This window comes from Devosia sp. 67-54, assembly GCF_001899075.1.
GTDB lineage: Bacteria > Pseudomonadota > Alphaproteobacteria > Rhizobiales > Devosiaceae > Devosia_A.
In genome coordinates this window covers 270237-291200 of sequence record NZ_MKVA01000003.1, presented here as the reverse complement: position 1 = coordinate 291200, position 20964 = coordinate 270237, and the positions used below count along the sequence as shown (strand labels likewise).

Annotated in this window: 19 protein-coding genes; 12 read left to right on the top strand and 7 right to left on the bottom strand. The window is 66.7% G+C overall.

The window, feature by feature from the left end:
- Window positions 1-8: 8 nt before the first annotated feature.
- From BGO82_RS04060 to BGO82_RS04045, 4 genes are all read right to left on the bottom strand, one after another.
- On the bottom strand, window positions 9-899 hold the full coding sequence (locus BGO82_RS04060) for a carbohydrate ABC transporter permease (protein WP_291304269.1): 891 nt from the start codon (window positions 897-899) through the stop codon (window positions 9-11).
- Window positions 892-1827, bottom strand: coding sequence for a sugar ABC transporter permease (locus BGO82_RS04055; protein ID WP_291304268.1), 936 nt, complete (start codon window positions 1825-1827; stop codon window positions 892-894). The genes BGO82_RS04060 and BGO82_RS04055 overlap by 8 nt, the downstream gene beginning before the upstream one ends.
- A 75-nt stretch (window positions 1828-1902) precedes the next feature.
- On the bottom strand, window positions 1903-3186 hold the full coding sequence (locus BGO82_RS04050; RefSeq protein WP_291304267.1) for an extracellular solute-binding protein: 1284 nt from the start codon (window positions 3184-3186) through the stop codon (window positions 1903-1905).
- A gap of 143 nt (window positions 3187-3329) precedes the next feature.
- Window positions 3330-5780 carry a membrane-bound PQQ-dependent dehydrogenase, glucose/quinate/shikimate family gene (locus tag BGO82_RS04045; protein ID WP_291304266.1) on the bottom strand — a complete coding sequence of 817 codons (2451 nt, stop codon included), beginning with the start codon at window positions 5778-5780 and terminating at the stop codon, window positions 3330-3332.
- A gap of 162 nt (window positions 5781-5942) precedes the next feature.
- Here BGO82_RS04045 and BGO82_RS04040 point away from each other — a divergent pair, with 162 nt between their 5' ends.
- From BGO82_RS04040 to BGO82_RS03985, 12 genes are read left to right on the top strand one after another with little or no spacing between them, the layout of a single operon-like run.
- Window positions 5943-6599 (top strand): cytochrome c3 family protein, encoded by a 657-nt coding sequence (locus tag BGO82_RS04040; RefSeq protein ID WP_291304265.1) that lies wholly within the window; start codon window positions 5943-5945, stop codon window positions 6597-6599.
- On the top strand, window positions 6583-9363 hold the full coding sequence (locus BGO82_RS04035; protein WP_291304264.1) for a TAT-variant-translocated molybdopterin oxidoreductase: 2781 nt from the start codon (window positions 6583-6585) through the stop codon (window positions 9361-9363). The genes BGO82_RS04040 and BGO82_RS04035 overlap by 17 nt, the downstream gene beginning before the upstream one ends.
- A complete protein-coding gene (gene nrfD / locus BGO82_RS04030; protein WP_291304263.1) occupies window positions 9356-10690 on the top strand; it encodes an NrfD/PsrC family molybdoenzyme membrane anchor subunit in 1335 nt (444 codons plus the stop codon). Before BGO82_RS04035 ends, nrfD begins: the two co-directional genes overlap by 8 nt.
- Window positions 10687-11223, top strand: coding sequence for a DUF3341 domain-containing protein (locus BGO82_RS04025; protein ID WP_291304262.1), 537 nt, complete (start codon window positions 10687-10689; stop codon window positions 11221-11223). The genes nrfD and BGO82_RS04025 overlap by 4 nt, the downstream gene beginning before the upstream one ends.
- Entirely contained in the window at window positions 11220-11750 is a 531-nt protein-coding gene (locus BGO82_RS04020; protein WP_291304261.1) for a cytochrome c, read from the top strand. Before BGO82_RS04025 ends, BGO82_RS04020 begins: the two co-directional genes overlap by 4 nt.
- Window positions 11747-12586: a hypothetical protein gene (locus BGO82_RS04015; protein WP_291304260.1), complete on the top strand. Its 840-nt coding sequence runs from the start codon at window positions 11747-11749 to the stop codon at window positions 12584-12586. Before BGO82_RS04020 ends, BGO82_RS04015 begins: the two co-directional genes overlap by 4 nt.
- Complete coding sequence (locus BGO82_RS04010; RefSeq protein ID WP_291304259.1) at window positions 12579-12923, top strand: hypothetical protein; 345 nt, start codon at window positions 12579-12581, stop codon at window positions 12921-12923. The genes BGO82_RS04015 and BGO82_RS04010 overlap by 8 nt, the downstream gene beginning before the upstream one ends.
- Entirely contained in the window at window positions 12920-13672 is a 753-nt protein-coding gene (locus BGO82_RS04005) for an SCO family protein (protein WP_291304258.1), read from the top strand. The genes BGO82_RS04010 and BGO82_RS04005 overlap by 4 nt, the downstream gene beginning before the upstream one ends.
- The gene (gene coxB, locus BGO82_RS04000; protein WP_291304257.1) at window positions 13660-14601 is read left to right on the top strand and encodes a cytochrome c oxidase subunit II; all 942 of its coding nucleotides are present in this window, start codon (window positions 13660-13662) and stop codon (window positions 14599-14601) included. Before BGO82_RS04005 ends, coxB begins: the two co-directional genes overlap by 13 nt.
- Window positions 14598-16229, top strand: a complete 1632-nt coding sequence (ctaD, locus tag BGO82_RS03995) for a cytochrome c oxidase subunit I (protein ID WP_291304256.1) — start codon at window positions 14598-14600, stop codon at window positions 16227-16229. Before coxB ends, ctaD begins: the two co-directional genes overlap by 4 nt.
- Window positions 16226-16840: a cytochrome c oxidase subunit 3 gene (locus BGO82_RS03990; RefSeq protein ID WP_291304255.1), complete on the top strand. Its 615-nt coding sequence runs from the start codon at window positions 16226-16228 to the stop codon at window positions 16838-16840. The genes ctaD and BGO82_RS03990 overlap by 4 nt, the downstream gene beginning before the upstream one ends.
- Window positions 16840-17100: a cytochrome C oxidase subunit IV family protein gene (locus BGO82_RS03985; protein ID WP_291304254.1), complete on the top strand. Its 261-nt coding sequence runs from the start codon at window positions 16840-16842 to the stop codon at window positions 17098-17100. Before BGO82_RS03990 ends, BGO82_RS03985 begins: the two co-directional genes overlap by 1 nt.
- 24 nt (window positions 17101-17124) lie before the next feature.
- On the opposite strand, the gene BGO82_RS03980 is transcribed toward BGO82_RS03985, so the two are convergent.
- The 3 genes from BGO82_RS03980 to BGO82_RS03970 are packed head-to-tail and all read right to left on the bottom strand — an operon-like array spanning window position 17125 to window position 20964.
- Complete coding sequence (locus tag BGO82_RS03980) at window positions 17125-18615, bottom strand: alpha-L-arabinofuranosidase C-terminal domain-containing protein (RefSeq protein ID WP_291304253.1); 1491 nt, start codon at window positions 18613-18615, stop codon at window positions 17125-17127.
- Between the two features lie 11 nt (window positions 18616-18626).
- Window positions 18627-20111: an alpha-L-arabinofuranosidase C-terminal domain-containing protein gene (locus BGO82_RS03975; RefSeq protein WP_291304252.1), complete on the bottom strand. Its 1485-nt coding sequence runs from the start codon at window positions 20109-20111 to the stop codon at window positions 18627-18629.
- Window positions 20112-20151: 40 nt separating this feature from the next.
- A complete protein-coding gene (locus tag BGO82_RS03970; protein WP_291304251.1) occupies window positions 20152-20964 on the bottom strand; it encodes a carbohydrate ABC transporter permease in 813 nt (270 codons plus the stop codon).

Genomic DNA, 20964 nt, shown 5'->3' with positions numbered 1-20964 from the left:
CAGTCAGATCAGGACTTTACGGCACCCGCCGTCAGTCCGGCGATGATGTGGCGCTGGGCCAGGAAGAACACGATGATGGTGGGCAGGATGGTCAGCGTGATGAACGCCAGGATCAACTGCCAGTCGGTCATGAACTCGCCCTTGTACACCATAATTCCCAACGGCCACGGGTACTTAGACTCCGAATTGAGCATGATCAGCGGCAGGATGTAGCTGTTCCAGCTGCCCACGAACGACAGGATGCCCACGGTCGCCACGATCGGCCGGGCCAGCGGCAGCGACACGTACCAGAAGAACCGCAGATAGCCGCAGCCATCGACGAAAGCGGCGTCAAACAGCTCCGACGGCATGCCGCGAAAGTAGTTGCGGAACAACAGGATGCTCATGCCCAGCCCGAACGCCACCTGCGGCAGCACCACGCCCCAATAGGTGTCGAGCAGGCCGAGGTCGCGGATGCGGATGAACAGCGGCAGGATGGCCGTCGCCGCCGGAAACATCAGCCCGAGCAGGAAATAGTTGAGCAGCATGCGCGAGCCGAAGAACTTCACATGCGCGAAGGTGAAGGCGGCCATGGCGCCGCAGGCGATCGTCAGCGCCACGGTCAGCAGCGCGATGATCAGCGAATTGCCCATCTGCCGCCAGTAGCGGTTGCCGGTGAGGATGTCCCAGTAGTTCGACCACATCCAGTCGTGCGGCAGGCCGAAGGCGTTGCTGCGCAGGTCGCCCAGCGTCTTGAAGCCGCCCAGCGCCGTGGTGACCAGCGGCACGATGACGATGGCGGCGACGATCAGCAGCGACACGTAAAGATAGGCCTGCGTGGCGGCGCCGACGCGGCGGCCGGACTCCACCGCCCGGTGGGACGGCGCGGCAAGATCGTCGGTGGCGAGCGCTTCAGTCATTTCTCATGAAGATCCGGCGGTAGCTGAAGGCGAGAGTGACGCAGATGACGAACAGCACCACGCCCACGGCGCTGCCGAACCCGACCTGCATGCGCATCACGCCGAAGGTGTAGAGGAAGGTGACCATAGTCTGCGTCGCGTTGAGCGGCCCGGCGCCGGTCAGCGGCATGATCATGTCGAACAGTTGCAGCGAGCCGACGACGGCGAAGAACAGCGACAGGCGCACGGTCGAGCCGAGCATCGGCAGCGTCACGAGCCGGAATTTCTGCCAGCCGGTGGCGCCGTCGATCTCGGCCGCCTCCAGCACCTCGCGGTCGATGGCCTGCAGGCCGGCGATGAACAGCATCATGTGGAAGCCGAAATATTTCCACACGATCACGCCCAGCACGGCGGCCATCGCCGTGTTCTTGTCGGCGAGCCAGAACGGTGCATCGACGCCGAAGGCGTGCCAGATGCTGCCGACGAGCCCGAACTGGCCGTCATAGACGAAGCGCCAGATCAGGCCGGCGGCCACGTCGGCCAGGATGTAGGGCAAAAAGAAGATCAGCCGGAAGGCGACGGCGCCGCGGATCGGCTTGGTCACCATGGTGGCGAGCCACATCGCCAGCGGCACCTGGATGCAGATCGAGATGACGATGATCAGCCCGTTGTTGACCAGCGCCGTGCGAAAGGCCGCGTTCTTGAAGATCAACTCGAAGTTCTTGAGGCCAACCCATTGCGTGGGCAGGCTGTAGCCGTTCCAGTTGTAGAGCGAATACCAAGCCGCCTCGCCCATCGGCAGGAACACGAAGACGGTGAACAGCAGCAACGCCGGCGGCAGGAACAGGATCAGCACCGGCCACTTGCCCTGCGCGCCGATGGCGCTCGAGCGGCGGCGCGCCAGCGCCGGTGCGGCAACTCGGTCGGATGCGATCGGCACAGTGCTCATGAACTCACCGCTGCTGCCGGCCCTGCCGGGCCCAGGGAGAGGTGCCGCCGGAACGTCCGGCGGCACCGGTCGCGACTACATGCTATGCGCATCCTCGATCTGCTGCGAGCCATCTTGGGGCGACACCTCGCCCGAGAAGATGGCCACCGACATGTCGTTGACGACGCGGCCGACATTGGGCCCGAGGTCCTGGTCGACATAGTTCTGGTGCCAGGTGGCCTTGGCCATCTGGTTGGCGACGTCCTTGAGCGTCGGATCGGTGATCGCGCCGTCGGCGCCCTTGATCACCGGCAGGTCGCCCAGCGCCACGAACTTGCTCTCGTTCGCGGCGTTGGTCAGGAACTTCACGAAGTCCTCGGTCTCGGGCGGGGCGGCGGCGGTGACCACCCAGCCGTTGATGCCGCCGAAATCCTCGGTGATGGTGCCGGCGCCGCCCTCGATGGTCGGGAACGGGAAGCGGCCAATATTGTCCTGGGCCAGGCCCTTGCCGTCGGTGGCGTTGGACGCCTGGCTGGTCGGGGTCGCCATGTTCTCGAAGCCGAGCAGCATGGCGGCGCGGCCATCATCGAATACCGGTACGGTCTCCGGCCAGGTAGCTCCCTGCCAGCCATCCTGGCACGGGTTCATCTTGCCGAGGTCGGCGAGCAGCTGGCCGGCCTTGATGAAGGGCTCGGCGGTGAAGCCGCCATTCTGGCCGGCCTTGGCGGCGTCGAACCCGGCCTGACCGGCTTCGCGCATGCTGAGGTAGCTCCAGTAGAAGTGGATCGGCCATTTGTCGCCGCCGCCGCAGGCGAGCGGAGTGACGCCGGCATCCTTGAGTTTCTGCACGGCGCCGGTGAAATCGGTCCAGGTGTGGATGGCGGTGCCGTCCACACCGGCCTTCTTGAACAATTCCTTGTTGTACCAGAACGACACCACGCCGCTCTTGAACGGCGCCGCCCAGACCTTGCCGTCGAAGGTCATGGCGCTGATGGCGCCCTGGCTCAGCTCGTTCCGCCACTCGCCATTGTTGGCGTCGAGCGCGGCGTCGAGGGCGCGGATCTTGCCGGTCTGGGACTGTTCCTTCAGCACGCCGCCGCCCCAGGTGTAGAACAGCGACGGCGGATCGTCGGACTGCAGCAGCGTCGGCAATTTGGCCTTGAACGCCTCGTTTTCGAGGAATTGCAGCTCCACCTTCACGCCCGGATGCGCCGTCTCATAAGCCTTGGCCACATCCTGCATGGCGGCGAGGCGGGCGGGATTGGTCTCCAGATGCAGCCATTTGATGGTCGAATCGGCGAAGGCGGACGATGCGCCCATGACCAGCAGCGATGCGCCGAGCGCCAGAATCGCGCGGCGAGTAAGATGTACGTACCTCATTTCAACCCCTCCCAGAACGGCCGGGGCTTGTCGCTCCCGCCTGTTCGCAGTGTTTCAGAAACCGCCGGGATCCTCCTTCCGGCGACGGTCATGGTAGAGCAGCGCGGATGCGTGTCAAGTTACACCACCCGCGAGGGCGGCGTTCAGTGCTGCCCGCTCTCGTCCGGCACGGCGTAGGCGATCAGGTCGTCGCCCACCGGGGTCTTCATGAAGTGATGGCCGCCGGCGAAGATGGCGACAACCTGCTTGCCGTCGGCCTCGAAGGTCATCGGCGTCGCCTGCCCGCCGGCCGGGAGCTGCGTGCTCCAGACCTCCTTGCCGGTCCTGATGTCGAAGGCGCGGAAGACGTTGTCGGTGCTCGCGGCAATGAACACCAGGCCGCCGGCGGTGATCAGCGGGCCGCCATTGTTGGGCGTGCCGATGGTGATCGGCAAATAGGTGGGCAGGCCGAACGGACCGTTGGCGCGGGCATCGCCGAGCGGGTGGTCCCACAGGGTCCTGCCGGTCTTGAGATCGATGGCGCGGATGCCGCCATAGGGCGGCTGCTTGCACAGCAGGCCGGTGAACGGCACCTTCCAGCCGGCGTTGATCAGCGTCGCGTAGGGTGCGCCCTTCTGCACGGCTGCCTCCTCGCCCTTGGTGTCGGCGCCGCCGAGATCGTCGATCGCCCTCCAGCCGAGCTTGTCGGCCTCCGCCCGCGGCACGAGCTGGTCGAAATTGGGCATGTCGTTGTAGTTGGCGATTAGAATGCCATCCTTCTCGTCCACGGCGACGCCGCCCCAGTCCGAGCCGCCATTGTAGCTCGGATACTGGATGAACGGCTTGTCGACGCTGGGCGGAGTGTACTGGCCGAAATAATTGGCCTCTCGAAACTGGATGCGGCACCACAGCTGATCCATCAGCGTCGCCCCCCACATGTCGGATTCCGTCAAATTGGGGCGGTCGACATTGGCATAGCCGGAATAGGGCTGCGTGGGGCTGAGCTTGTCGGGCTCGACGCTGCCGGTGCTGGGCACCGCCCGTTCGGTGACCGGCTGCAGCGGCTTGCCGGTGCGGCGGTCGAGCACATAAATCTGCCCCTGCTTGGACGGCAGCACCAGCGCCGGTATCGGGCCGGCGTCACCGGGATAGTCGAACAGGGTCGGCTGGCTGCCAAGATCGTAGTCCCACACGTCGTAGTGCACGGTCTGAAAGTGCCAGACGTCCTTGCCGGTGGTCACGTCGATCGCGACCACCGAGGAATTGTAGGTGTTCTCGTACGGCTTGCGGTTGCCGCCGAAATAGTCGACCGACGAATTGCCCAGCGGCACGTAGACAAGGCCGAGCTCGTCGTCGCCCGCCGCGGCGGTCCACATGTTCGGCGTGCCGCGGGTGTAGGTTTTGCCCGGCCCCGGCTCCGTGGTGACGCCCGGACGCCCCATGTCCCAGGCCCACAGGAACTTGCCGCTGACGACGTCGTAGCCCCGGATGACGCCCGACGGCGCGTCTTCGTCCATGCCATCCTGCACCTGCGCGCCCATGACGATAACGTTGCGCACGATCATCGGCGGAGCATTGTTGCCGTACCAGCCGGGGACGGTACGGCCGATGCCCTTGAGCAGGCTGACCTGGCCGCCGGTGCCGAAATCGGTGCAGAGCCTGCCGGTCGCGGCATCGACCTCGATGAGCCGCGCATCCATCGTCCCCTCGACGATGCGGTTGGCGCAGGGCTGGCCGGCGGGCGCATCGGGTACCGCGTAGTAGGCGACACCCCGGCAGGTCGCGCCGTACGGGATGTGGCCATTGCTGACCTGCGGGTCGTAGCGCCAGGCCTCCTTGCCGCTGCCGGCGTCGACCGCGAGGATGATGTTGCGTGCTGAGCAGAGGTAGAGCGTGTCGCCGATCTTGATCGGCGTCGTCTCGGGCGAATATTTGTTCTTCAATTCGTCCGGATGGGGCTGCGTGTCCGGCAGATCGCCGGTGCGGTACTGCCAGACCTGCTTCAGCTTGCCGGCGTTGTCGGGGGTAATCTCGGCCAGGGTCGAATAGCGCGTCTCGAGATTGCTGCCGCCATAGACCGGCCAGTCCTTGCCGCCGCCTTTCGCCATGGTGTCGATGGGCGTCGGCGTGCCGGCGGTGGTCTGCGCGTCCTGCGCATCGGCGCGGCCATGAAGCACCGACGGCGCGGCGACCAGGAGGCCGAGAGCGATCGCTGCGACGGCCGTCGCACCTTGCGTGGGGCGCCACCCGGTCCACGCGATCGGCCGGATGGCCCGCAGCACCGGGTTGGCAAGCAGCACGAGGACCAGCAGGATCACCGGGCCGAGCAGGCGGGGCACCTGCGCCCAGCCGTTGAAGCCGGACTCCCAGATCGCCCAGATCAGCGTGAAGACGAAGGCCAGAACGTACACCGGAATGGCCAACTGCTCGCCGCGGAACAACAGGACGCTGGTGACGATCAGCAGCAGCCCGGCAATGCCGTAGTACGGCGATCCACCCAGCGTGATTAGCCAGGCGCCGCCGACAACGAGCCACGCGCCGATCAGGAGCATCGCCACCGCCAGCAGCATGGTGAGCCAGTAGGCGAAGCCGCGGGAATAGGACGGATGGGCCATGACGCTCCTCCTGTTGTGGTCTTTCGACGCTCAATCAAGCTCACGGCAGCGAGTTCCCAAATTGCGACGAAAGGCGGCCTCCGCCCCGGTCGGTAGCGGGCCGGAACCAATCCGGACAGCGCAGGTTTACCCAGATCGATATTTCAGCGTCGTTCTTCGCCCATGGCGCAAATCTTCAGCCAACAAGCCAGCCAGCTTGTCTATGTCGCACTCTATGGCCTGCTGGCCCTGGTGCTGGTGGTGCCGATTGCGTGGGCAACAGTAGATCGATCGCCCTGGGTGACAGGGCAATATGCGGCGGTGGGGCAGCCGGTGCCGTTTTCTCATGCGCATCACGTCGGCGAGGTCGGGCTGAGCTGCCAATATTGCCACCAGGGCACAAAGATCTCGGCCAGCGCCGGACTGCCAGCCAGCGAAGTGTGCATGACCTGCCACTCGCAGATCCTCAAGGACGCGCCGGTGCTGGCGCCCATCCGGGCGAGCTTCCAGTCCGGCAAGCCGGTGGCGTGGAACCGCGTCAACGCCCTGCCCGACTATGTCTATTTCAACCACGCGGCGCACGTGAACAACGGCGTCGGCTGCGTCACCTGCCACGGGCGCGTCGACGACATGCCACTGATGCAGCAGGCGGCGCCGCTGACCATGGAATGGTGCCTCAACTGCCACCGCGACCCGGCGCCGAATTTGCGGCCGGAGAGCGCGGAATTCTCCATGGACTGGACGCCGGCCGACGACCCGCGCAAGCTCGGCGCGGCGCTGCTCGCGCATTTCCACATCCATCCAGACACGCTGACGGACTGTTATGTCTGTCACCGCTAGCATCCGTGCACAACTCGACACCGAGCCCCCGGCGCGCTTCTGGCGCAGCCTCGACGAGCTCAGTAGAACACCATCCTTTCGGGCGCGGCTGGCGCAGGAATTTCCGGACATCGCCTCGCGCTTTTCCGCCGGCGTGCGGAGCAACCGGCGCACGGCGCTGAAGCTTCTGGGCGCCTCGCTGCTGATGGCCGGCGTCGCGGCCTGCAAGGCACCTGCGAGCATCGCCCCCTATGTCGATGAGCCCGAACACATCGTTCCCGGCCGACCCCGCTTCTTCGCGACGTCGATCCCCATCGACGGCTATGCCATGGGCGTGCTGGCCGAGAGCCATGAGGGCCGGCCGACCAAGATCGAGGGCAATCCGCTGCATCCCGCGTCGCTCGGCGGCACCGATGCCATCATGCAGGCGAGCGTCTGGTCGCTCTACGATCCGGCCCGATCGCGCGTGGTCCGCCACGGCACAGAGGTGTCGACCTGGACCGCCTTCCAGGGCGAGATCGCGGCGCTGCGCGCAGCGGCGGCCGACGGCGCTGGCCTCGGCATCGTCATCGGCGCCGAGACCTCGCCGACGCTCAGGCGGCAACTGGCGGCGCTTAGGGTGCAGATGCCCGCGCTGCGGGTCTATCGCCATGCGCCGCTGTCGCGGGACGAGATCGTGCCGATCTACGATCCGAGCGGCGTAACGACGATCCTGTCGCTGGGCGGCGACATGCTCGGCGAGGGACCGGGCAAGCTGGCCTATGCCCGTGCCTTCGCCGAGGGCCGCCGCGTGCGGCACGACCACCGGACGATGAGCCGCCTCTATGCCCTCGAGAGCGCACCGACCCTCACCGGCGCAAATGCGGACTGGGTGCGCCGGGTCAAGCCGAGCGCACTCGACGGCGAAGCGGAGAAGATCGCGGCCGCGCTGGCCGGAACCGGGTCGATCGATCCCGGCATCATGCCGCTGATCGACGATCTGCGTCGCGGCGCCGCCCTCGTGGTCACCGGCTCGCAGTCCAGCGCGCATGTCACCGCGTTGGCGCAGCAGATGAACCAGCAGCTCGGCGCGCCGGTCCGCTACATCGCCTCGCCGGAACTCGCCGGCGACGGTTCCCTGGCCGATCTGGCGGCCGACATCGACGACGGCCGATTGCAGACCCTGATCGTCCTCGACGTCGACCTCGTGCACGCGACGCCAACGATCGCGCCGGCCCTGCGCCGGCTGCGGCGCCTCTACCACCACGGCCTCCATCTCGACGCCACCGCGCGGCTGGCGCATTGGCACGTGCCGGCGACGCATGCGCTCGAAAGCTGGTCGGACCTGCGCGCCTATGACGGCACGGCGTCGCTGCTGCAGCCGCTGATCGAGCCGCTGTACCAGGGCCGCACCGCGCATGACATGCTGGCGACACTGGCCGGCGATTTCACCACCAGCACCCACGATCTCGTCCGTTCCACCTGGCCGCAGCTCGACGAGACCGCCTGGGGCACGGCGCTGAAGACGGGCGTCGTCGCCGGCACGGCCGCGCCTGCGCTGGCCCTGGCGCCCGCGCCCGTTCCTGCGGCAGGCGTTGCTGCCACGGGGCTGGAGCTGGTGCTCGCCGCCGATCCGTATTTTCGCGATGGCGCGTGGGCCGCGAACCTGTCGCTCACCGAGCTGCCCCGGCCGCTCAGCAAGCTGGTGTGGGGCAACGCCGCCGAGATGTCGGCGGCCACCGCGTCCCGGCTCGGCCTCGCGTCGGGCGACGAGATCAGCATCGAGCGGCAGGGCCGCATGGTCAGACTGCCCGCCTTCGTGCATCCGGGCATGCCGGACGACACCATCGCGGTGTCGCTCGGCTGGGGGCGACAGATCGCGGACGACGCCCCGGTCGGGGCCAACGCCTTTCCCCTGCTCGACACGACCGGCCCGCTTGCCGTCGCCGCGACCGGGCACCACGTCGGCGTGATCACCACGCAGGAGCACCACGCGACCGAAGGGCGGGATCTGCTGCACGAGGTGGAGCTCGCGCAATGGCCCGGCCCCAACCCCAAGCCGGAAAAGCAACCCTCCGTCCTGCCGGACTGGGACAACCCCGAGGAGGCCTGGGGCATGAGCATCGACCTCACCGCCTGCATCGGCTGCATGGCGTGCGTGTCGGCCTGCCAGGCGGAAAACAACTCGCCCGTCGTCGGTCCCGAGGAAATGGCGCGCGGCCACGACATGAATTGGCTCAGGATCGACCGCTACTATTCCGGCGATCCGGCCACGCCCGAGACGTCGTTCCAGCCGGTGCCCTGCATGCAATGCGAGAAGGCGCCGTGCGAGGTCGTCTGCCCGGTCAACGCCACGGTGCACACGCATGACGGGCTGAACGCGCAGGTCTACAACCGCTGCGTCGGGACCCGGTACTGCTCGCAGAACTGCCCCTACAAGGTCCGGCGGTTCAACTTCTTCGACTACAACAAGGACATCATCGAAACCTCGCCGCTGAGCCTATTGATGAACCCCGACGTTTCGGTGCGCGAACGTGGGGTCATGGAGAAATGCACCTATTGCGTGCAGCGCATCGCCGAGGCCCGGATCGACGGCGACATCACCGATACGCCGATCGCCGACGGCGCGGTGCTGACGGCGTGCCAGCAGTCGTGCCCGACGCGGGCAATCACTTTCGGCAACATCAACGACCGAAGCGCCAAGGTGGTGGCTGAAAAAGCCGAGCCGTCGAGCTACGCCATGCTGGCCGAGCTCGGCACGCGGCCGCGCACCACCTATCTCGCCAAGGTGCGCAACCGTGTCTGAGCCGGTGCTCATCGGGCGGCCCTCCGACGCCGAGATCGCCGCCCGCATCGCCAGCGTGCCGCTGCGCGGGCGGTTGCCGCGATATTTCTGGCTGGCCTTCCTGGTGCTGTTCGTGGTGGCGCTGGGCTTCCTGTTCTCGATCACATGGCTCCTGGTCGAAGGCATCGGCACCATCGGCCTCAACATTCCCGCCGCCTGGGGCTTCATGATCGTCAACACCGTGTGGTGGATCGGCATCGGCCATGCCGGCACGCTGATCTCGGCGGTGCTGGTGCTGCTCAGCCAGAACTGGCGCAACTCCATCAACCGCTTCGCCGAGGCGATGACGCTGCTGGCCGCGTCGATGGCCGGGCTGTTCCCGATCCTGCATCTGGGCCGGCCGCGATATTTCTACTGGCTGCTGCCGCTGCCGGTGACCCACATGCCCTGGCCGCAATGGCGCAGCCCGCTGGTGTGGGACTTCTTCGCCATCGCCACCTACATCCTCGTGTCGCTGATGTTCTGGTACATGGGGCTGGTGCCCGACCTCGCCGTGCTGCGCGACCGCGCGACCACACGCGGCAAGCAGGTCGTCTACGGGCTGCTGGCGCTGGGCTGGCGCGGCTCGGTGCACCATTGGAGCCGCTTCGAGCGCGCCTATTTCCTCATCGCCGCGCTGGCGACGCCGCTGGTGGTCTCGGTGCACTCGGTGGTGTCGCTGGATTTCACCAGCGCCATCGTGCCCGGCTACCACTCGACGATCTTTCCGCCCTATTTCGTCGCCGGCGCCCTCTATTCCGGCTTTGCGATGGTGTTCACCATCGCCGTGCCGCTGCGGCAGTTCTTCGGCTTTGAGCAATTCATCACCGAAAAGCACCTCGACGCCGGCGCCAAGGTGATGCTCGCCTCCGGCGCGCTGGTGGCCTTCGGCTACATCTCCGAAGCCTTCTTCTCCTGGTACTCGGGAGACGAGTTCGAGCGGTTCATGATGTGGAACCGTGCCTTCGGCAGCTATGGCTGGACCTTCTGGATCATGCTGGCGTGCAATGTCGGCACGCTGCAACTGCTGTGGTTCAAGCGCGTCCGCACCAATGCCTGGCTGCTGTTCGGACTGTCGATCCTGATCAATATCGGCATGTGGCTCGAACGCTACGTGATCGTGGTCACCAGCCTCACCAAGGACTTCATGCCCTCGGCGTGGCGCGACGTGGAGCCGACCTGGACCGATTTCGGCCTGCTGTTCGGCTCGCTGGGCATGTTCTTCACGCTGCTGTTCCTGTTCCTGCGGGTGCTGCCGGCGATCACCATCTTTGAGGTGCAGGAGTTGCGTCACGAGGTGGCGCGATGAGCGAACCGCGGAGCACCGGCCTGCTGGCCGGCTTCGATAGTCCCGAGGCGCTGCTGGCGGCCGCCCGCAAGGCACGTGACCGTGGCCTCGTGTCGCTCGATGCGTTCACGCCGTTCCCGATCAAGGAACTGCCCGAGCTCATCGGCGTCAGGCCGAGCCGCATCCGCGTCTGGGCCTTCATCGGCGGCGTGGTGGGCGGGCTCGGCATCATCGGGCTCCAGCTCTATTCGACCACCATCAACTATCCCATCGACGTCGGTGGCCGGCCGCTGGCGGCGTTCACCGCCTTCCTCGTTCCAGGCTTCGAATGCGCCACGCTCGGCGCCGCGCTGGTGGGGTTCTTCGGCATGTTCGCGGGCAATGGGCTGCCGCGGCTCTATCATCCGGTGTTCAACGCGCAGAGCTTCAGCCTCGCCAATGGCGACCGCTTCTATCTGCTGGTCGGCGCCGAGGATCCGGGCTTCGACCGTGGCAAGCTGCGGCGGCTGCTGCGCTCATGGCACGCCGTCAGCATCGAGGACGTGACGCCATGAAGCGCGTCATCGGCCTAGTTGCGCTGCTCGCCCTCGCCGGCTGCGACCAGAAGATGGCCGACATGCCCAAGCGCAACCCGTTCGATACCTCGCCTCTGTTCAGCGACGGCGCCGCGGACCGGCCGGAGATCGCGGGGACCGTGGCCACCGACGCCGACCTCGCGCCGCAACCCGACGCCCTGCCCGCGGCATTGCCGCTCGGCATGCTGCAGCACGGGCAGGACCGCTTCAACGTGTTCTGCTCGCCCTGCCACGCCTATGACGGACACGGCAACGGCCGCGTGGTGCAGCGCGGCTTCCCCAACCCTCCGGACCTGCATTCGCCCGCCATCGTCGCGCTCGGCGACCGCCAGATCTTCGACGTCATCACCCACGGCTACGGCATGATGTTCCCCTATGGGGGGCGGGTGCCGCCGGCCGACCGCTGGGCCATCGTCTCGTACATCCGCGCCCTGCAATATGCCGACCGCGTGCCCGCCGCCGATCTCACGGCCGAGCTCAAGGCCAGGCTGGAGGCCGGCAAATGAGCTGGCTCACGCCGATCGCGCAGGCCTGGCTGGTTGCCGTGATGACGGGGATCGGGCTGCCGCTCGGGGCGCTCGCCATCCTGATGATCCACAAATTGACCGGCGGCCTGTGGGGCGAGGAAGCCAGGCCCGCGCTCGAACGCATCGCCGGCACGTTGCCGCTGCTGCTGCTGTGCGGCCTGCCGCTGCTGGCAGCAATTCCGCTGCTGCTGCCCTTCGTGGCGCAGCCTGCCGCCGAACTGCCGGCCCGTGTCGCCGCCAAGCTCGGCTATCTGCAGCCCCCCTGGATCATCGTGCGCACGCTGGTGGTGGCCGGCGCTTGGCTGCTGGTGTGGCGGACCCACTACCGCTCGCGCCGCGCCGCGGTGCTCGGGCTCATCGCCTACATGCTGGGGCTGCTGGTCTTCACCACCGACTGGATGCAGGCGCTCGACCCCAGCTATTATTCGACTATCTATCCCGTCATCGTCGCCGGCGCGCAGATCCTCGGGGCTTTCGCGCTGACCATCCTGCTGATCCCGGTCGACGTGAAGGGCGATTTCGGCAAGCTGCTGCTCGCCGCGCTGCTGAGCTGGGCATATTTCGCGGCCATGCAATGGCTCATCAGCTGGATGGGCGACCTGCCGGACGAAGCCGAGTGGTACCTGCGGCGACTGAACGGCGCCTGGCCGGCGCTGCTGATCCTGATGGTCGTGCTGTTCGCGGTGGTGCCGTTCTTCGCGCTGCTGCCGGCGAGCGTGCGTACAACCCTGCCGAAGCTGCGGCTCGTCGCCGGCCTGGTGCTTGCCGGCTACGTCGCGGAAAGCCTGTGGCGGATGGGGCCGGCGCATGGCTGATACCGCGATCCAGCATCACGACACGCACGAACAGCGCGACGTCTCGCGGCGCGGACTGCTGGTCTTCGCGGCGACGTTCGGGGCGCTGGTGGTGCTGTCGGTGACCATCCTATGGCTGGTCCTGGGCATGCGCGCGGGTGGCTTCGCGGCGGCGCAGCATCTCGGCGAGGTGCCCGGCGACAGCGAGCTGGACCAGCGCCAGCAATTGGCCGCCTACAGGACGGCGCAGAACGCCGAGCTCGAGCGGCTGGACTGGGCCGACGGCAGCAAGCGCTACGCCAAGGTGCCCATCGAGGACGCCATGCGACTGCTCGCGGCCAAGGGGGCGGCGCGATGAGGGTGTTGCTGGTGCTGCTGCTCTGGTTCGCCATGCACCCTGCTCTCGCGGCGGTGCAGCAGCCCGAATTCGATCCGACGCTCGGCCGGCAGATCGACCTGACGACGAGCCTCACCGACGAGACCGGCCGGACGGCGCCGCTTTCGGCGTTCACTGCAGGACGGCCGGCGCTGATCCTATTCGGCTACCACAATTGCCCGAACCAGTGCGGCGTGGCGCAGCAGGTCATCGCGTCGGCGCTGGACCGCTCGGGGCTCGCCGGCCAGGTGGTGCCGCTGTTCATCACGCTTGCGCCAGAGGAAGGGCCGGACGACGCCGCTGCCGCCAAGGACCGGCTGGCGGACGCGGTAGGCGCCGCCGCCAGCCGCTGGCGGTTCCTCTCGGGTGCGGGCGTGGCGCAGCTCGGCGAAGCGTTCGGCATCGGCGCCATCGAGCGCGCGCGCATCCGGCAGTTCGTCCATCCCGTCGCGGTGTTCACGCTGACCCCGGCCGGCCGCATTTCGCACGTGCTGCCCGGCCTCCAGCTTACGCCCAGCGATTTGCGGCTGGCGCTGGTCGATGCCTCGGACGGCACCATCGGCAATGTCATCGACCACATTGTGCTGTGGTGCGCCGGCTACGACACCAGCACCGGCAAGTACACCGCTCCGATGGTCGCGCTGTTGCGCGCCGGGGCGATCGGCACAGTGGTGCTCGGCCTCGCCGGCATCGTCTTCCTCGAGATCAGGAAGCGGCGATGGACAGCATAACGGTCCACCCCATCGAGGCTTCGACGCTGGCGCCGCAGGTCGACCTGCTGTTCTATGCGCTGCTGGCTTTCTCGTTCGGGCTGGGCATCTTCCTCACGGTGCTGGTGGTCGGCTACGCGGTGAAATATCGCCGCGGCAGCAAGGCCGACCGCTCGGGCGAGCAGGCGCGCAATACGGTGCTCGAGATCGCCTGGACCAGCGCCACGGCACTGATCGCGCTCGGCATTTTCCTGTGGGGCGCCGACCTGTTCCTCGAGCGCGACCACCCGCCCGCCGGCGCCATCGAGATCGCCGGCATCGGCAAGCAGTGGATGTGGATCTTCGAGCACGCCAATGGCCGCCGCGAGATCAATGAGCTGCACGTCCCGCTGGGCCGGCCCGTGGTGGTGAACCTCAGCTCCGAGGATGTGATCCACTCGATGTTCGTGCCGGCCTTCCGCATGAAGATGGACGCCGTGCCGGGACGCGAGACGCGCCTGTGGTTCCAGACCACCCGCGCCGGCACGTTCGACCTGTTCTGCGCCGAATATTGCGGCACGCAGCATTCGGAGATGCGCGGTCATATCGTGGTGCAGCCCGAAGAGCAGTTCGCCGCCTGGCTGGCAGCGGCGCCGAGCACGGCCTCGCTGGTCGAGCAGGGGCAGACGTTGTTTCGGGCGCTCGGCTGCTCGGGCTGCCATGGCCCGAACGCCACCGTGCGGGCGCCCAGACTGGAACGCCTCTATGGCCATCCGGTCGGCCTGAGCCGCGGCCAGACCGTCATCGCCGACGACGGCTACATCCGCGACTCCATCCTGCAGCCCCAGAAGGACGTGGTCGGCGGGTTCGATCCGATCATGCCGAGCTTCCAGGGGCTGATCACCGAGGACGATCTGGGCAAGCTCGTCGCCTACATCAAATCGCTGGCCAACGCCGGAGGACCGCCATGACCGCCACCGCCGAAGCGCCCGACCGCCGCAGCTATTTCGCCGAGGGGTGGAACCCGGCGGCGTGGCTGCTGAGCACCGACCACAAGCGCATCGCGTGGCTGTACCTGGTGGCGCTGCTGGCGTTCTTCTTCATCGGCGGCGCCGCCGCGACGCTGATACGGATCGAGCTCGCCACGCCGGCCGCCGACCTCGTTAGCGACGACACCTACAACAAGCTCTTCACCGTGCACGGCATCGTCATGGTGTGGTTCTTCCTGATCCCGTCGATCCCGGCGACGCTGGGCAATTTCCTGCTGCCGCTGATGCTGGGGGCCAAGGACCTGGCTTTCCCGCGGCTCAACCTCGCGAGCTGGTACGTATTCATGGCCGGGTCGCTGACGACCCTCTATGCCGTGATCGCCGGCGGCGTCGACACCGGCTGGACCTTCTACACGCCGCTCTCGACCATGTTCAGCAACTCGCATGTGAGCCTCGCCGCGGCGGGCGTGTTCATCGTCGGCTTTTCGACGATCATGACCGGCATCAACTTCATCGTCACCACGCACAAGCTGCGCGCGCCGGGACAAACCTGGTTCCGGCTGCCGATCTTCGTGTGGACGCTCTACGCCACCAGTCTGGTGATGGTGCTGGCGACTCCGGTGCTGGCCGCCTCGCTGCTGCTGATTGTCGCCGACCGGGTGTTCGGCATCGGCATCTTCGATCCGGCGCAGGGCGGCGATCCGCTGCTGTTCCAGCACCTGTTCTGGTTCTACTCGCATCCGGCGGTGTACATCATGATCCTGCCGGGAATGGGCGTGGTCAGCGAGATCCTGCCCTGCTTCTCGCGGCGGCCGCTATTCGGCTACCGGTTCGTTGCCTATTCGGCGATGGGCATCGCGCTGCTCGGCTTTCTGGTCTGGGGCCACCACATGTTCGTGTCCGGCCAGTCGAGCTTTGCCGGGGTGGTGTTCTCGTTCCTGAGCTTCTGCATCGCCGTTCCATCGGCCATCAAGGTGTTCAACTGGACGCTGACCATGCGCAAGGGCTCGATCACCTTCGAGACGCCGATGCTCTATGCGCTGGGCTTTCTCGGGCTGTTCGTGTTCGGCGGCCTGGCGGGGCTGTTCCTCGCGGCGCTGGCGGTGGACGTGCATCTCACCGACACGTACTTCGTCATCGCGCATTTCCACTACATCATGGTCGGCGGCATGGTGACGGCGTTCATGGCGGGCCTGCACTTCTGGTGGCCCAAGATGACAGGCCGCATGTATTCCGAAACCTGGGGGCGCATCGCCGCGGCCACCACCTTCGTCGGCTTCAACCTCACCTTCTTTCCGCAATTCGTGCTGGGGTATCTCGGCATGCCGCGGCGCTACCACACCTACCCCGACGAATTCGCCGTGTGGAACATGCTATCAAGCGCCGGCGCGGTGATCCTGGCGTTCGGCTATCTGATGCCGCTCTGCTACCTGGGCTGGTCGCTGTTCCGCAGCCGGCGGGCGCCGGACAATCCATGGGACGCGACGGGCCTCGAATGGCAGACCAGCTCGCCACCGCCACAGCACAATTTCGCAACGCAGCCCGAGGTCACCGGGCCGCCCTACCAGTACGAACTGCCGGAGATCGACCGGCCGGCGGCGCCAAGATGAGCGCGGAAGCCCAGGGACACGCCACCGGCGTCGAGCCGAGCGGGGAATTCGGCGTCTTCGTCTTCCTCGTCTCGGAAGGGCTGCTGTTTTCAGCGCTGATCCTCGGCTATCTGGTGGCGCGGCTGGCGCCGGGCGCCGACTTCGCAGCGGGCAGCCGCGAGCTGTCGCTGCCGCTCGGCACTCTCAACACGGCGGTGCTCCTGAGCAGCAGCTTCTGCATCGCGCTGGCGACCATCTGGGGCAGCGAGCGCAGCCGCTGGGCGCGGCTCGCGGCGCTCGCAACGGTGGCGCTTGGGATCGTCTTCCTCTGCATCAAGGGCTACGAATATTTCGAGGAGGCGCAGAAGGGCCTGCTGCCGTTCCGCGACATGTCGGACCGCTACCCCAAGGCCGAACCGCAGCATCTGCGGCTGTTCTTCGATGTCTACCTGGCTCTCACCGGCACGCACGCGCTACACGTGATCTCGGGCATCGGCCTTGTCGGCGGCATCGCCCTGTTCTGGCGGCGCCTGGCGCGACCCGCCCACACGCTGAAGCTGGCCGCCCTTTACTGGCACTTCATCGATGTGATCTGGGTCTTCCTGTTCCCGCTGCTCTATTTGGCGCGCTGATGACCATCCGCGCCGCCCTCCTCACCTATGTCGGCCTGCTGCTGCTGCTGGCCCTCACGGTCGCCTCCACCTTCGTGCCGCTGGGCGCGGGGAACTCGCTGATCAACCTCGCGGTGGCCGTCGCCAAGGCGGCGCTGATCGGCATGGTGTTCATGCATCTGCGCCGCAGCGGCCTGCTGGTGTCGCTCACGGTGGCCGTGCTGCTGTTCTGGATCTGCCTGATGTACGGCCTGACCCTCAACGACTACTTCACCCGCTGAAGCTCAGCGAAATGCCTCCACCGGTCAGTGGCCGGAAACGACTTCGAGGATGGTGTAGGAGTGCGGCGGCAGCGCCAGCCTGGCGACGCCGTTCTGCATGGCGACCTCGCTGGTCACCGGGACGACGTTTTCTGGCGCTTCGGGGGTGTTGCGGACGAAGGGATCGGCGTGCTGCAGGCTATGGGTGCGGGCGGAGTGGCCCTTGCCGACGGCAACCGTCGTGTCGATGGTTTCGGTCCGATGCGTGTTGACGATCGAGACGTAGACGCGTCCTGCCGCGTCGCTTCGCGTGGCGCTGACGTCGAGATAGGGGACGCTCAGGCGCTGGCCGCGCCCGTTGTCCACGCTGGTGGCCTCGCAATCGTTCCAGACATCGATGGCGACATCGCCGCTCAGATGCCGCTGCATCTTGAGCGCGTGGAACACCGTTTCCTTGAGCACCATGTCGGGAGTGACGACCAGCATGCCGACGACGTTGAGCGTCTGCGCGAAATTGGCGAGCGCCACCGTATTGCACTGGCGCTGCATGGCGTTGATGAAGCCGGCGCAGGCCAGGGCGTCGACCAGCCGGTATTGCGACGTGGTCGGGCGCCAGCCGGGCGTCATCTCGGCATGCGAGACATCGCGGCAGTTCCATTCGGTGTAGGCGATCCGTGGCTTGTGCGCGAGCTTGCGCCGATAGGCGACGAGGTCGATCACCGCCGCGACGGACTGCATCAGGCTTTCCTCGATGGCGCCCGTCTGCACGATCCTGTCGTAATTGTCCTCGCCGGTCTTGGCGTTGAAGTTCCAGTAGCGGTGCTGGGTGACGTAGTCGATGTGCTCGCCCGCCTCCGCCATGACGGCGGACGTCCAATCCAGCATGTCCTCGGCATGACCACCGCCGAGCACCAGCACCTTGATGCCGGGGTCGAGCTTCTTCAGCGCCCGCGCCCATTCGCGCGCCCGCGCCGCATAGTCCTCGGCCGTGGTGTGCCCGATTTCCCAGCGGCCCCATTCCTCATTGCCGATCTGCCAGTATTTGACGCCGAATGGCGCGGCATGGCCGTGCGCCTTGCGCAGCTCCGCCCATTTGGTGCCGGTGTCGAGATTGGCGTATTCGAGCCAGGCCAGGGCCTCGCGAAGCGTGCCGGTGCCCGTCGTCAGGTTGATCTGCGGCTCGGCACCGATGGCGCGGCAGTAGGCGACGAACTCGGCTGTGCCGAAGCCGTTGCCGACGGCATAGCCGAAATGGGCATCGACCACCCGCGGCCGTTGTTCCGCCGGGCCGACGCCGTCGGTCCACTCATAGCTGGTGGCGGTGCAGCCGCCGGGCCAGCGCACGACGGTCGGGGCGGCTTCCGCCACGGCGTCGACGACGTCCTGGCGCAGACCGTCCGGCCGTGCCCTGGGGTGCGACGGATCGTACAGCCCTTCGTCCGCCACCCAGCGGCGCCGCGACATGAACTGGCCGTAGATGAGCGGATCGATCTTGCCGATCGGCCGCGACGGGTTGGCGACGATGGTGGCCTTCATGTGCAGGGGTCCTAAGCTTGAACTTCGACGATGGTGTAGGAGTGCGGCGGCAGCGACAGCGTCACACTGCCCTCGTGGCACTCGGCGGAACTGGTGCGGGGCGAAATCGCATCCGGCGATTCGAACGTGTTCCTGGCCAGCGGATCGTCGTGGCTGAGCGTATGGACCATGGCGCGGCTGCCGCTGCCCAGTACCAGCGTCGTCTCGATCGGCTCGCTGCGATGCGTGTTGACGATGGACACGACCTGCCGGCCGGAGGCCGTATCGAGCGTGGCGCTGACATCGAGGTAGGGCGGGGTGAGCGCCTCGCCCCGGCCGGTGTCGACCGAATAGCTGTCGCAATCGGTCCACGCATCGATGGCGACGTCGCCGCTGTGCCGGCGCTGCATCGCCAGCGCCCAGAACACGCTCTCGCGCAGCACCGCGGTGGGCGTCACCACCAGCATGCCGACGACGTTGAGCGTCTGGGCGAAATTGGCGAGCGTCACGACATTGCACTGGCGCTGCATGGCGTTGATGAAGCCGGCGCAGGCCAGCGCATCGACCAGGCGGTATTGCGACGTGGTCGGACGCCAGTTCGGCGACATCGCCCGATGCGAGATGTCGGCGCAGTTCCATTCGGTGTAGGCGATCCGCGGCGCGGTTTTCAGACCGTGGCGATAGGCGGCGAGGTCGATGACACCGGCCACGGCTCGAATGAGCTGCTCCTCGATGGCGCCGACGCTGACGATGCGATCGTAATTGTCTTCGCCGGCGGCCGAGTTGAATTCCCAGTAGCGGTGCTGGGTGACGTAGTCGATGTGCTCGCCGGCCTCGGCCACCACCGTCGACGTCCAGTCCAGCATGTCGCTCAGATGGCCGCCGCCCAGCGCCAGCACCTTGATGCCCGGATCGAGCTTCTTCAGCGCCCTCGCCCACTCACGGGCACGGGCGCCGTAGTCGGCGGCAGTGGTGTGCCCGATCTCCCATGGCCCCCACTCCTCATTGCCGATCTGCCAGTATTTGACGCCGAATGGTGTGGCATGGCCGTGCGCCTTGCGCAGTTCTGCCCACTTCGTGCCGGTATCGAGATTGACATATTCGAGCCAGGCGAGGGCTTCGCGCAGGCTGCCGGTCCCGGTGGTCAGGTTGATCTGGGGCTCGGCCCCAATGCCGCGGCAATAGGCGACGAATTCGGCCGTGCCGAAGCCATTGCCGACAGCATAGCCAAAATGCGCGTCGACCACGCGCGGCCGCTGCCCCGCCGGGCCGATGCCGTCGGTCCATTCATAGCTGGTGGCGGTACAGCCGCCGGGCCAGCGCACGATCGTGGGCGCGGTCTGCTTCACCGCGTCGACGACGTCCCGCCGCAAACCATCCGGTCCGGCGGCCGGATGCGACGGATCGTGCAGCCCCTCGTCCGCCACCCAGCGGCGCCGCGACATGAACTGGCCGTAGATGAGCGGGTCGATTCGGCCGATCTGCCGCTTCGGATTGGTGACGACGGTGGCTTTCATGGATGTCCTTCGGAACAGGCGGGACGCTGCGGCACTGCACTCATCCCCGGAGACCGGTCGTCGCGATGCCGTCGACGAGCCGCCGCTGGAAGAAGAAGAAGATGAGCAGCAGGGGAATGATCGACAGGCACGACATGGCGAACAGCGCGCCCCAGGTCGAGGTGCTCTCGCCCGTGGTCGAGCTCAGCGCGCGCAGGGCCAGCGGCACCGTCAGCTTGTCGCCGCTCGTCAGGTAGAGAAGCTGGCTGAAGAAGTCGTTCCAGGTCCACACGAAGGTGAAGATGGCGACGGTGATCAGCGCCGGCGTGCACAATGGCGCGATGATGTAGAGGAAAATCCGGAACGAGCCGCAGCCATCGACGCGCGCCGCCTCGTCGAGCTCACGCGGAATGCCGCGGATGAACTGCGTCATCAGGAAGACGAAGAACGAGTCGACCGCGAGGAATTTGGGCAGCACCAGCGGCAGGATGGTGTTGATCAGGTGCGCCTTGTTGAAGAGGATGTACTGCGGAATGATGGTGACGTGCGGCGGCAGCATCAGCCCGAGCATCATCAGCGCGAACCAGACGTTGCGCCAGCTGAACTTCAACCGCGCGAACACATAGGCGGTGAGCGTGCAGGACAGCAAATTGCCGACGATGGCCAATGCGGCGATGACGAACGAATTGAAGAAATAGACCAGGAACGGGACGTTGAAGAACGTCCAGCCCTTCGGGTAGTTCTCGAGCGTGACGGTCTGCGGAACGAGCGACAGATTGGTGAAGATCTCGTCTTCCGGCTTCACCGAGCTGCTCAGCATCCAGAACAGCGGGTAGAGCATGACCACGGCGCCGGCGCACAGCAGCGCGAGCAA